The organism is Limnohabitans sp. T6-20, assembly GCF_003063505.1.
GTDB lineage: Bacteria > Pseudomonadota > Gammaproteobacteria > Burkholderiales > Burkholderiaceae_C > Limnohabitans_A.
The window spans coordinates 302,501-315,577 of sequence record NZ_NERW01000001.1 but is presented as its reverse complement, the minus strand read 5'-3'; the positions used below and the strand labels follow the sequence as shown (position 1 = coordinate 315,577).

At 57.9% G+C, this 13,077-nt stretch carries 7 protein-coding genes, 2 tRNA genes and 2 rRNA genes (1 of these 11 running past the window's edge); 5 read left to right on the top strand and 6 right to left on the bottom strand.

The features are described from left to right. Nucleotides 1-21: 21 nt before the first annotated feature. Genes B9Z33_RS01555 through B9Z33_RS01535 form a run of 5 tightly spaced genes read right to left on the bottom strand, consistent with a single transcriptional unit; the run spans nt 22 to nt 4,344 of the window. Nucleotides 22-945 (bottom strand): PhzF family phenazine biosynthesis protein, encoded by a 924-nt coding sequence (locus tag B9Z33_RS01555; RefSeq protein ID WP_108285268.1) that lies wholly within the window; start codon nt 943-945, stop codon nt 22-24. Nucleotides 946-959: 14 nt separating this feature from the next. Next, nucleotides 960-1,574: a glutathione S-transferase family protein gene (locus B9Z33_RS01550; protein ID WP_108285267.1), complete on the bottom strand. Its 615-nt coding sequence runs from the start codon at nt 1,572-1,574 to the stop codon at nt 960-962. A gap of 2 nt (nt 1,575-1,576) precedes the next feature. Beyond that, nucleotides 1,577-2,770, bottom strand: coding sequence for a PLP-dependent aminotransferase family protein (locus B9Z33_RS01545; RefSeq protein ID WP_108285266.1), 1,194 nt, complete (start codon nt 2,768-2,770; stop codon nt 1,577-1,579). A gap of 22 nt (nt 2,771-2,792) precedes the next feature. Beyond that, nucleotides 2,793-3,716, bottom strand: a complete 924-nt coding sequence (locus B9Z33_RS01540) for a DMT family transporter (RefSeq protein WP_108286079.1) — start codon at nt 3,714-3,716, stop codon at nt 2,793-2,795. 10 nt (nt 3,717-3,726) lie between these two features. After that, nucleotides 3,727-4,344 (bottom strand): LysE family translocator, encoded by a 618-nt coding sequence (locus B9Z33_RS01535; protein WP_108285265.1) that lies wholly within the window; start codon nt 4,342-4,344, stop codon nt 3,727-3,729. 114 nt (nt 4,345-4,458) lie between these two features. Here B9Z33_RS01535 and B9Z33_RS01530 point away from each other — a divergent pair, with 114 nt between their 5' ends. Further along, nucleotides 4,459-5,865, top strand: a complete 1,407-nt coding sequence (locus tag B9Z33_RS01530; protein ID WP_199220292.1) for a PLP-dependent aminotransferase family protein — start codon at nt 4,459-4,461, stop codon at nt 5,863-5,865. A 49-nt stretch (nt 5,866-5,914) separates the two neighbouring features. On the opposite strand, the gene B9Z33_RS01525 is transcribed toward B9Z33_RS01530, so the two are convergent. Further along, nucleotides 5,915-7,837, bottom strand: a complete 1,923-nt coding sequence (locus B9Z33_RS01525) for an ATP-binding cassette domain-containing protein (RefSeq protein WP_108285263.1) — start codon at nt 7,835-7,837, stop codon at nt 5,915-5,917. Nucleotides 7,838-8,288: 451 nt separating this feature from the next. On the opposite strand from B9Z33_RS01525, the gene B9Z33_RS01520 reads away from it, so the two are divergent. From B9Z33_RS01520 to B9Z33_RS01505, 4 genes are all read left to right on the top strand, one after another. Beyond that, nucleotides 8,289-9,819, top strand: a 16S ribosomal RNA gene (locus B9Z33_RS01520). 101 nt (nt 9,820-9,920) lie between these two features. Then, nucleotides 9,921-9,997 (top strand) — tRNA-Ile (locus B9Z33_RS01515). A gap of 45 nt (nt 9,998-10,042) precedes the next feature. Then, nucleotides 10,043-10,118: transfer RNA gene (locus B9Z33_RS01510), tRNA-Ala, on the top strand. Nucleotides 10,119-10,547: 429 nt separating this feature from the next. Beyond that, a 23S ribosomal RNA gene (locus B9Z33_RS01505) occupies nt 10,548-13,077 on the top strand (it continues 350 nt past the right edge of the window). The 16S and 23S rRNA genes sit together here with 2 tRNA genes alongside, the layout of an rRNA operon.

Below are 13,077 nucleotides of genomic sequence, written 5' to 3'. Positions count from 1 at the left end.
TGCCGCCTGTCGCTGGGGTGATCAGAGGGTCACGGAACCCTGGATGCAGCCGACCACGTCGCCACCCACCCAGACTTGGCCTTGCGCGTCTTGCGACAAGAACACCTGGCCTGCTCGGCCCAGCACCGTGCCCTGGCGGGCGCTGTAGCGCGAAGGCATGTGGCCTTCGGCCATCAGCCATTGCGCCAGCGACGCGTTCAGGCTGCCAGTGACCGGGTCTTCGGCGATGCCGACCGGGGCAGCGAATGCGCGCACCTCCAGGTCGGTGGGGTCGTTGGCGATGCGGGTGGAAGACGCAAATGCGCGGGCTTCGCGGTTGGCGCGGCGGATCAGGCCGCTGGGATTCGTCTCACGTTTGGCCGCCACGCCGACCTTGGTGTTCAGGCGCTTGAGCGCCGCGTGGTCAGGTTCCAGCGCGAGCAGGCTGTCCACCGAGTCGATCAAAAGGCCCAGCCAGTGCGGGCCGTTGTTCAGGTCTTGCGCGGCCAGCACCTCGTCGGCGTGCAGGCCCAACGCCGCCAGCACCTCGGCCAGCAGGGCTGGCGCAGGTGTTTGGCGTTGCAAGGGGGGCGCTGCAAATGCCCAGCGGCCGTCGACCGATTTCAAGCTGACCAGACCGACACCGCATTCCTGCACCAGCTGGCCGCTTTGGCGAGGCTTTCCGCCTGCGTTCAGCCAGGCGTGGGCGGTGCCCAGCGTGGGGTGGCCTGCAAACGGCAGCTCAGCGCCGGGCGTGAAGATGCGCACCCGGTAGTCGGCACCGCCAGCGGCCCCTTCGGGCGTGGGGGGTAGTACAAAGGTGGTTTCGCTCAGCTGTGTCCAGCGGGCAAAGGCCTGCATTTGTGCATCGCTCAGGCCTTCGCCGTCCAGCACCACGGCCAGCGGGTTGCCTAGAAAGGCCGTGTCGGTGAAGACGTCGACTTGTTGGAAAGAGCGGGTTTTCATGGCGGACAAGTCTTTCAGGACAAAAGTAAATCCAACACACCCACTGCGCCTTCATGCTGGCGCATGTGTGCGTACCAGCGTTCCAAATGTGGCCAATGGGGACGGTTTTGCGGCAGGCCCCACCAGCGGTGCACTTCGCACGCGATGGGCAAGTCAGCCATGCTCATTTGCTCACCTGCAACAAAAGCTTGCTTTTGCAGCCTTTGATCGAGCAAGTCCAGCAAGGGCTCTGTGGCCGCGACCGATTGTGCAATCAGGTCGTGGTTGCGTTGGGCTTCAGGCGTTCGAATCCATTGCACGAAGGCAGGCCCGCTGGCGCGATTGAGGCTTGTTTGCTGCCAGTCCATCCATTGCTCTGCCGTGAAGCGGGTGTGTAAATCTGAAGGGTAGAGCCGATTTTCCCGTGCGCAAAGGTAGCGCACGATCACGTTGGATTCCCACAGTGTGTATGAGCCATCTTGGATGGTGGGCACCATGGCATTGGGGTTGAGCATCAAATAGTCTGGTGTGTTGACCACACCAAAACTCATGCCAGCGTCCATGCGCTGAAAAGGGATGTTCAGCATTTGTGCACAGAGCACCACTTTTCGCACATTGATGGAACTGATGCGCCCCCAAATCTTGAGCATGCTTATTGGCCGGGCAAAGATTCCCGGATCGCTGCGGCCAGCGCGGCCATACCGGTGTTGATCTGGTCGACGGTGGCGGTCACAAACGACAGGCGCAGCGTGCTTTCGTTGGCGCCCTGCGCGTAGAAGGCGAAGCCGGGCACAAAGGCCACGCCTTTGGCCACTGCCTTTTCCAGCAGGGGCACGGCTTTGAGACCTTGGGGCAGCTGCACCCATAAGAACATGCCGCCAACCGGGCGGTTCCAGCTCAGGCCCAGGCCCGCCATTTCACGGTCCATCGCCGCCAGCATGGCTTCGCATTGCTGTTTGTACAGAGCGCGGATGGTGGGCACATGGCGCTCGATGAAGCCGTCTTTGAGCACTTCGGCCACCACGCGCTGGTTGAAGCTGGGCGTGTGCAGGTCGGCCGCTTGTTTGGCCTGCAGCAGCTTGGGGTACAGCGCCTTGGGCGCGACCAGATAGCCCAGGCGCAAACCGGGGGCCAGGATCTTCGAGAAGGAGCCGAGGTACACGCTGCCTTCGGGGTGGCGCGAACTGAGCGAGGGTGCGGGGGGTGCGTCAAACCACAGGTCGCCGTAGGGGTTGTCTTCGATGATCGGCAGGCCGGTTTCGATGGCCACCTGGGCCACGGCGGCGCGGCGTTCTTCGGTCATGGTGCGGCCGGTGGGGTTCTGGAAGTTGGGCAACAAATACACAAAGCGGGCTTTGTCAGCCCCGGTGCCCACTTTGGCGCGGAGGTCATCGGGGTCCACGCCGTGGTCATCGCTGTTCACGGCCACAGCCACCGGCTCCATCGGGGTGAAAGCTTGCAGTGCGCCCAGGTAGGTGGGCGTTTCCACCAAGATGCGGCTGCCCGCGTCGATCAGGATCTTGGCGACCAGGTCCAGGCCTTGCTGGCTGCCGGTGGTGATCAGCACTTGGTCGGGGCTGACCTTCATGCCTTGTTTGAGCAGGTCTTGTGCGACCCATTCGCGCAAGGGGGCGTAGCCTTCGCTGGCGGCGTATTGCAGGGCAGCTTTGCCGTCATCCCGCAGCACGCGTTCGCTGGCTTCGCGCATGGCGTCGATCGGGAAGGTCTGGGGCGAGGGCAGGCCGCCCGCAAAGCTGATGATCCCGGGCTTTTCGGTGACCTTGAGGATCTCGCGGATCACTGAGGGATTCATTTTTTCGGCGCGTTGGGCCAGGGTCCAGTTCATGTTTTTGCTCCGTGATGTGTGTTTATCGGGTGGCTGGGGCGTTGGCCATGCGCCGCCCCATGAAGACGGTCAGCACCACCAGCAAGGCAAAGCCCAGCGTCATCGCATCCAGCGATTCTCCCAGCAAAGGGACGGCTGCCAGAATGGACATGAAGGGCTGCAGCAATTGGGTTTGGCTCACGCGCAGCGGCCCACCCAGCGATAGGCCCCGAAACCAGGCGAAAAACCCGGCCCACATCGAGAACACCCCGACGTACAGCAAGGCCAGCCACGATGACGGGGCAATGGCGTGCTCCGGCCAGGTGAGCCAGGCACCGGGCAAAGTGATGGGCAGCGCCATGACGCAGACCCAGCTGATGACTTTTTCAGCGCCCAGGCTGGCGGTGACTTTTGCCCCGGCCACATAGCCCAGCGAGGCGGCGACCACCGCGCCCAGCAGCAAGGTGTCGGCCCAGGCCAGGCCAAAGCCGTGCCCCAAGTCATTTCCCATTTGCATCGCCCGCAGCACGCTGTAGACCGCCACCAATGCGCTGCCCAAACCCGCAAACACCCAAAACCCCAGACGTGCACGCTGGTGCATGAGCCAGGCGGCAGCCGCAGCGGTGGCCAGGGGCAGCAAAGCGGTGATGACGGCCGCGTGGCTGGCCGTGACGTGCCGCAGGGCCCAGCCCAGCAGCAAGGGGTAACCGATGGCGTTGCCTGCCAGTGAAAGCCACAGTGAGTTGCGTTGTGTTGCATGCGGCCAAGGCGCACGAACCGCCAGGAGATAGACGGCAGACAAACCGCCCGCCAGCGCAGCGCGTGCGAACGTGACAAACCAGGGCGACAGCTGCGGGGCTTCCACCGTGCCGATGGCCAGCCTCGTCATGGGCAAGGTGAGCGCAAAGATCGCCACGCCCAGCAGACCGAGCCACAGGCCCTTGGTTTCGGCTTTCATGTCGTGCATGCGTGCGCCTTCATGCACCCGTGGCGCGCAAGCCGTTCAACAGCCACACCACCGTGGCCAACAGCGCTCCGGCCATACAACGGTTGAACACCAGCAAACGGCGGCCGTGTGCCAGCCAGTGGCGCAGCATCGAGCCTGCCACCGCATAAGTCAGGTTGCTCACGAAGCCATAGGCCACCATGATGGGCAGCAGCATCAGCGTGCGCTCGGCGGCGTCTTCGCGCCCGGCGACCCATCCGGCCACGATGGCGAGCGCCAACATCCAGGCCTTGATGTTGAGGAACTGCAAGCTCACACCCTGCACAAAACCCACTTGCAGCTTGGCGCTGTCGGCTTGTTGCAAGCTGCCGCTGCCCCACAGTCGCGAGGCCAGCCACAGCAAATAAGCATTGCCCAGCACCACGATGCCCCAGCGCAGCGGTGGCCAGGCCACCACCAAGCCGCCCAGCCCCGTCGCGCACAGGGTGAACAAAATGCCCCAGCCCACCGGCACCGCCAGCACAAAGCGCATGGCCCGCCGCAAGCCGTGGTTGGCGGCCATGGCGGTGGACAAGGTGGTGTTCGGCCCGGGCGTGAAGCTGCTCACGGTGGCCAGCACCAACAACGCGCTGAGTTCGGAAGAGGTCATGCCCTTGAATGTAGTGCTGAAATGAGTACAGTATCGGTACAGTTTGCAAGATCATTTTGAAAACTGTATTGCCCCGTTTGACCGCACACTTTTGTTTGAAGGCCGCCCATGTCCTTGCTCAGCCGCGAATCCAGCCAGCCCCTGACCGAACAGCTCGCGCAGCGTTTTGCGACACGCATGCGTGACCAGTTGCTGGTCTCGGGCGCACGCTTGCCGTCGGTGCGGCAATGCGCCCAGATGCATGGTGTGAGTGCCTCGACTGTGGTGGCCGCCTACGACTGGCTGGTGGCGCAGGGCTGGGTCGAGGCGCGCCCGAACCGGGGCTTTTTTGTGCGTGACCGGGTGCAACGCACGCCGCCCACATCTGCCGCTGCCGGGGGTGTGGTGTCCAACCCGCCGCCGGTGAATGCCTCCAGCCTGATTCGTGGCATGTTTCATCAGCCCAGCGCCGAGCCGCAGCCGGGCATGGGCGTGTTTCCACCCGACTGGCTGGACGCCGATTTTTTGTCGGCGGCTTTGCGCAAAGTGGTGGCCAGCCCGGCTTTGCGCGAGTCGTCTTTGCGTTACGGCGAGCCGCAGGGCGACACCAGTCTGCGCGAAGTTTTGTCGTCCAAGCTCGCGAGTTTGGGGCTGCATGCGACGCCTGGCCAACTGATCACCACCGTGGGGGCAACCCATGCGCTCGACATCATCAGCCGCACCTTGTTGCGCCCCGGTGACTGCGTGATGGTGGAGGAGCCCGGCTGGGCGATCGAATTTGCCCGGCTGCAAAACCTGGGCGTGCGCATCTTGCCTGTGCCGCGTCTGGATACTGGGCCTGACCTCGACGTGGTGGAGCGCTATGCGCAGTTGCATGCGCCCAAGATGATGGTCAGCGTGTCGGTCTTGCACAACCCCACGGGTTACGGCTTGTCGTTACCCGTTGCCCACCAGCTGGTGAACCTTGCGCACCGCTACAACTTTCATGTGGTCGAAGACGACACCTATGGGCACATGGCCCCGGCGCATGCGGTGCGCTTGTCGGTGCTCGATGGCCTGCAAAAAACCATTTACGTCAGCGGCTACGCCAAGATCCTCGCGCCCAGTTGGCGCGTGGGCTACATGGCGGCCCCGGCGGATTTGAAAGACGCGTTTTTGGACACCAAGCTTTTGTCCACGCTCACCACGCCTGTCTTGTTTGAAAAGGCGCTGGCGCTGTGCCTGGAGCAAGGTGCCATCCGGCGGCACACCGAGCGCTTGTCGCAGTTGCTGGACGCCGCCCGCAGCCGCAGCGTGAAGCTGGCGCTGACACACGGCTGCCAGTTCGTGGCGCCGCCGCAGGGCCTGTTTGGCTGGGTGGATGCGGGGGTGGACACCGATCTGTTGGCACTGCGCATGCACGATGCCGGTTACCTGCTGGCCCCCGGTTCGCTGTTCCATGCCGATCGGCGGCCGGGTTCGTTCATGCGGGTGAACTTTGCCAGCACGCAAGATGACAAATTCTGGCGAGCCCTGGCCAGCACGCGTCAGGCTTTGTTGTAGCTGTCCATGGGCAGAACTGTCCCGGTGCGTGTTCAGCCCTTGGGCTGGCTCAGCGTGCGGACAGGATTTCCCAGCGCTCCATGGCGGCCAGCAACAGGTCGTCAATCTCGGCGTCGCGCTTGAACAGTTGCTGCGCCAGTCCCGGATCGCGTTGGTAGATGCTGCCGTCCGCCAGTTGCGCACGGGCTTCGGCCTGTTCTTTTTCCAGCGCCTCGATCCTGGCGGGCAATTCGGCCAGCTCGCGCTGCTCTTTGTAGCTGAGCTTGCTGCGTGCTGGGGTCGCAGCAGCGGGTGTGGCGACAACAGGGGCTGCATGGGCTGTAGAGGCGACGGCAGCAGACGGCGTGCCACTGCGCTGCGCAGCCTGGGCGCGGATGGCCTGGCTGCGTTGCGACTGGATCAGCCAGTCTTGCACTGAACCTTCGTATTCGCGCCAGAAGCCGGGCTGGTCCGGGGCGCTCTCGCAGGCAATGATGCCCGTGACCACGTTGTCCATGAAGGCGCGGTCGTGGCTGACCAGGAACACGGTGCCTTCGTAGGTTTGCAGCAGCTCTTCGAGCAGCTCCAGGGTTTCGATGTCCAGATCGTTGGTCGGTTCGTCGAGCACCAGCACGTTGGCCGGACGGGCAAACAAGCGGGCCAGCAGCAGACGGTTGCGCTCGCCACCCGACAAAGACCGCACAGGCGATGTGGCGCGTGCGGGCGAGAACAAAAAGTCGCCCAGATAGCTCTTGACGTGCTGGCGCTTGTTGCCAATCTCAATCCATTCGCTGCCGGGGCTGATGAAGTCTTCCAGCGTGGCATTCAGGTCCAGGGCGTCGCGCATCTGGTCGAAGTAGGCCACTTCGAGCTTGCTGCCGCGGCGCACTTCACCGCTGTCGGCTTCGAGTTCGCCCAAAATCAGTTTGAGCAAGGTGGTTTTGCCTGCGCCGTTGGGGCCCAACAGGCCGATCTTGTCGCCACGCAGCAAGGTGCCCGTGAATTTCTGGATCACGGTGCGCACCGTGCCGTCGGGTTGGGTGAAGCTCTTGCTCACATCGGTCAGCTCGGCCACCAGCTTGCCACTTGGCACGCCCGAGGCGACTTCCATCTTCACGTTGCCCACTTTTTCACGGCGTGCCGCACGTTCGCCGCGCAGGTTTTGCAGCCGGGTGATCCGGCTTTGGCTGCGGGTGCGGCGCGCTTCCACGCCTTTGCGAATCCAGATCTCTTCTTGGGCCAGCAGTTTGTCGGCCTTGGCCTGAATCACGGCTTCTTGAGCGAGTTGCTCTTCTTTTTGCACTTGGTAGGCGGCGTAGTTGCCCGGATAAGGGCGCAGCTTGCCGCGGTCCAGTTCGACGATCCGGGTTGCAATGCGGTCCAGAAACGCCCGGTCGTGGGTGATGGCGATCACGCTGCCCTTGAAGTCGATCAGCAGGTCTTCCAGCCAGGTGATGGCGTTCAGGTCCAGGTGGTTGGTCGGCTCGTCTAATAAGAGCACGTCAGGTCGGGTCACTAAGGCTTGTGCCAAGGCCACACGCTTGCGCATGCCGCCAGACAGCGATTGCACCACCGCAGTCGGGTCCAGTTGCAGGCGTTGCAGAGTCTCATCCAGTCGCTGCTCCCAGCCCCAACCATCGCGAGATTCGATTTGTCCTTGCAAAGTGTCAAGGTCACCCCTGCTGTGTGTGTAATCGTCGATCCATTGCACCACTTCGGCCAAGCCTTCGCGAACGGATTCGAAAATAGTATGTTCAGGCACCAGGATGGGCTCCTGAGCCACATAAGCGATGCGAACGCCTTGCTGCAGGTGCAGGTTGCCGTCGTCCGGCCGCTCCATGCCTGCCAATATCTTGAGCAGCGACGATTTGCCCGTGCCGTTGCGACCAATCAAGCCGATGCGCTCGGACGTCTCCAAAGAGAAGTCGGCGTGATCGAGGAGTGCGACATGGCCAAAAGCCAGAGAAGCGTTCAAGAGTGTGAGTAAAGCCATGGGCCCATTATCCGGGTGAGGAAGCACGAAACTTCCACAAAGACTTCAAAAAACTTGCCAAGGTCTAAAAAGCTGTGCCATAATCGAGGGCTTCGCTGCACACAAGTGAGGCTCTCGAAAGAGGCCAAACAAGCACAGCGAAGAGGTTGATGAAATGATCTTGGTGATCTAAGAAATTTTCAAAAACTTGACGCAGCGCTGAAAACTGTGTCATAATTCAAGGCTTCGCTGATCGCAGCGTAGCAAGATAAGGTGATGAGAGTTGCCTAGGTTCTTTAAAAATATACAGCCGATAAGCGTGGGCGTTTGATGGTGATTGCCAAGTTCTTCGGAACTTAGCTTTAATTAGCTAACAAACGCTCATGAAGTAAAAAAGATGTGGATATCAGAAATGATGTTCGCGTCGATTCCAATTTATGAGTTGCTCGAAAGAGCGAAAAAAATCAAGATCGAACTATAGAGTTTGATCCTGGCTCAGATTGAACGCTGGCGGAATGCTTTACACATGCAAGTCGAACGGTAGAGGGGGCAACCCCTCGAGAGTGGCGAACGGGTGAGTAATATATCGGAACGTGCCCAGTCGTGGGGGATAACGTAGCGAAAGTTACGCTAATACCGCATACGATCTAAGGATGAAAGCGGGGGATCGCAAGACCTCGCGCGATTGGAGCGGCCGATATCAGATTAGGTAGTTGGTGGGGTAAAGGCTCACCAAGCCAACGATCTGTAGCTGGTCTGAGAGGACGACCAGCCACACTGGAACTGAGACACGGTCCAGACTCCTACGGGAGGCAGCAGTGGGGAATTTTGGACAATGGACGAAAGTCTGATCCAGCCATTCCGCGTGCAGGATGAAGGCCCTCGGGTTGTAAACTGCTTTTGTACGGAACGAAAAGGTTTCTATTAATACTAGGAGCTCATGACGGTACCGTAAGAATAAGCACCGGCTAACTACGTGCCAGCAGCCGCGGTAATACGTAGGGTGCAAGCGTTAATCGGAATTACTGGGCGTAAAGCGTGCGCAGGCGGTTATATAAGACAGATGTGAAATCCCCGGGCTCAACCTGGGAACTGCATTTGTGACTGTATAGCTAGAGTACGGTAGAGGGGGATGGAATTCCGCGTGTAGCAGTGAAATGCGTAGATATGCGGAGGAACACCGATGGCGAAGGCAATCCCCTGGACCTGTACTGACGCTCATGCACGAAAGCGTGGGGAGCAAACAGGATTAGATACCCTGGTAGTCCACGCCCTAAACGATGTCAACTGGTTGTTGGGTCTTCACTGACTCAGTAACGAAGCTAACGCGTGAAGTTGACCGCCTGGGGAGTACGGCCGCAAGGTTGAAACTCAAAGGAATTGACGGGGACCCGCACAAGCGGTGGATGATGTGGTTTAATTCGATGCAACGCGAAAAACCTTACCCACCTTTGACATGTACGGAAGTCGCTAGAGATAGCTTCGTGCTCGAAAGAGAACCGTAACACAGGTGCTGCATGGCTGTCGTCAGCTCGTGTCGTGAGATGTTGGGTTAAGTCCCGCAACGAGCGCAACCCTTGTCATTAGTTGCTACATTCAGTTGGGCACTCTAATGAGACTGCCGGTGACAAACCGGAGGAAGGTGGGGATGACGTCAAGTCCTCATGGCCCTTATAGGTGGGGCTACACACGTCATACAATGGCTGGTACAAAGGGTTGCCAACCCGCGAGGGGGAGCTAATCCCATAAAACCAGTCGTAGTCCGGATCGCAGTCTGCAACTCGACTGCGTGAAGTCGGAATCGCTAGTAATCGTGGATCAGAATGTCACGGTGAATACGTTCCCGGGTCTTGTACACACCGCCCGTCACACCATGGGAGCGGGTCTCGCCAGAAGTAGTTAGCCTAACCGCAAGGAGGGCGATTACCACGGCGGGGTTCGTGACTGGGGTGAAGTCGTAACAAGGTAGCCGTATCGGAAGGTGCGGCTGGATCACCTCCTTTCTGGAAACTGCAATCTAAATTGAACGCTCACACTTATCGGTTGTTGGAAGGCAAGTCGCTGACGGCTTGGGCATAAAGCCTGGTTTGTTGAGCAACGACTTGGGTCTGTAGCTCAGTTGGTTAGAGCACTGTGTTGATAACGCAGGGGTCGTTGGTTCGAGACCAACCAGACCCACCAATCCTTCTGAAGACAGGTGCTGAAAGGTGCCAAGGGTAAGACAACGGGGGATTAGCTCAGCTGGGAGAGCACCTGCTTTGCAAGCAGGGGGTCGTCGGTTCGATCCCGTCATCCTCCACCATCACTTATCGAGTGTTAATGGTGTCTGAAAAGGCTCCAGAGATTAATCATTCAAAACAAAAGCTGCTTTGCAAGAAGATTGTGAAGGCTGTTTTTGTGTTGATTGATATTGATCGATTAACAAGTGTCGAAAGGCACACGGCTGTTCTTTAAAAATTCATAGAGTCGAATCAGAGTTGCCAGGGGAAACCGCACATTCGTAAAGGTTTAGTGCGGACCGTGCCCCTGGTGACAATTTTTTGATTGCGTCAAAACGAATATTCAAACTACGTTTGAAATTCAAGTAAAGACGAATTGTTCTTTTGATATTGGATGGAGACATCCGGTGTTGAGGAATTATTCATTTACGGCATAACGCGTCAGGTGAAAGACCTGACAGACATTCCTTGAAAATAACGATGGGTTCTCGCAAGAGAGTTCAAAGTTATAGGGTCAAGTGAATAAGAGCATGTGGTGGATGCCTTGGCAATGATAGGCGACGAAAGACGTGAAAGCCTGCGATAAGCTTCGGGGAGCTGGCAAATAAGCTTTGATCCGGAGATTTCTGAATGGGGAAACCCACCCTTAGGGGTATCGCATGATGAATACATAGTCATGCGAGGCGAACCGGGTGAACTGAAACATCTCAGTAGCTCGAGGAAAAGACATCAACCGAGATTCCGAAAGTAGTGGCGAGCGAAATCGGAAGAGCCTGTTAGTGATAGCACAATTGTTAGCAAAGCGGCATGGAAAGGCCGACCATAGTGGGTGATAGTCCCGTATGCGAAAACAAATGTGTGGTACTGAGCTAACGACAAGTAGGGCGGGACACGAGAAATCCTGTCTGAATATGGGGGGACCATCCTCCAAGGCTAAATACTCATCATTGACCGATAGTGAACAAGTACCGTGAGGGAAAGGCGAAAAGAACCCCGGGAGGGGAGTGAAATAGATCCTGAAACCGCATGCTTACAAAAAGTAGGAGCCTCGAAAGGGGTGACTGCGTACCTTTTGTATAATGGGTCAGCGACTTACATTCAGTGGCAAGGTTAACCGAATAGGGAAGCCGTAGAGAAATCGAGTCCGAATAGGGCGATCAGTCGCTGGGTGTAGACCCGAAACCAAGTGATCTATCCATGGGCAGGATGAAGGTGCCGTAACAGGTACTGGAGGTCCGAACCGACTAATGTTGCAAAATTAGCGGATGACCTGTGGATAGGGGTGAAAGGCTAAACAAACTTGGAAATAGCTGGTTCTCTCCGAAAACTATTTAGGTAGTGCCTCAAGTATTACCATCGGGGGTAGAGCACTGTTTTGGCTAGGGGGTCATGGCGACTTACCAAACCAAGGCAAACTCCGAATACCGATGAGTACAGCTTGGGAGACAGAGCACCGGGTGCTAACGTCCGGACTCAAGAGGGAAACAACCCAGACCGCCAGCTAAGGTCCCTAAAATTGGCTAAGTGGGAAACGAAGTGGGAAGGCTAAAACAGTCAGGATGTTGGCTTAGAAGCAGCCATCATTTAAAGAAAGCGTAATAGCTCACTGATCGAGTCGTCCTGCGCGGAAGATGTAACGGGGCTAAGCCAGTTACCGAAGCTGCGGATTTGCAATTTATTGCAAGTGGTAGGAGAGCGTTCTGTAGGCCTGTGAAGGTGGTGGTGTAAACCCTGCTGGAGGTATCAGAAGTGCGAATGCTGACATGAGTAGCGTTAAAGGGGGTGAAAAGCCCCCTCGCCGTAAGCGCAAGGTTTTCTACGCAACGTTCATCGGCGTAGAGTGAGTCGGCCCCTAAGGCGAGGCAGAGATGCGTAGCTGATGGGAAACAGGTCAATATTCCTGTACCGATGACAAGTGCGATGTGGGGACGGAGAAGGTTAGCTCAGCCAACTGTTGGATATGTTGGTTCAAGCCTGTAGTCGTGCTCGGTAGGCAAATCCGCCGGGCTTAGATGAGGGGTGATAACGAGTGTGCTTGCACACGAAGTGAGTGATACCCTGCTTCCAGGAAAAGCCACTAAGCTTCAGCTTGTCATTGACCGTACCGCAAACCGACACTGGTGCGCGAGATGAGTATTCTAAGGCGCTTGAGAGAACTCAGGAGAAGGAACTCGGCAAATTGATACCGTAACTTCGGGAGAAGGTATGCCCCTATTAGGTGAACTTGAACAAAGGGAGCCGAACGGGGTTGCAAAAAATCGGTGGCTGCGACTGTTTAATAAAAACACAGCACTCTGCAAACACGAAAGTGGACGTATAGGGTGTGACGCCTGCCCGGTGCTGGAAGATTAAATGATGGGGTGCAAGCTCTTGATTGAAGTCCCAGTAAACGGCGGCCGTAACTATAACGGTCCTAAGGTAGCGAAATTCCTTGTCGGGTAAGTTCCGACCTGCACGAATGGCGTAACGATGGCCACACTGTCTCCTCCTGAGACTCAGCGAAGTTGAAATGTTTGTGATGATGCAATCTCCCCGCGGAAAGACGGAAAGACCCCATGAACCTTTACTGTAGCTTTGTATTGGACTTTGAACAGATCTGTGTAGGATAGGTGGGAGGCTTTGAAGCCGGGACGCTAGTCTCGGTGGAGCCAACGTTGAAATACCACCCTGGTGTGTTTGAGGTTCTAACCTAGGTCCATTATCTGGATCGGGGACAGTGCATGGTAGGCAGTTTGACTGGGGCGGTCTCCTCCCAAAGCGTAACGGAGGAGTTCGAAGGTACGCTAGTTACGGTCGGACATCGTGATAATAGTGCAATGGCATAAGCGTGCTTAACTGCGAGACTGACAAGTCGAGCAGATACGAAAGTAGGACATAGTGATCCGGTGGTTCTGTATGGAAGGGCCATCGCTCAACGGATAAAAGGTACTCTGGGGATAACAGGCTGATACCGCCCAAGAGTTCATATCGACGGCGGTGTTTGGCACCTCGATGTCGGCTCATCTCATCCTGGGGCTGTAGCCGGTCCCAAGGGTATGGCTG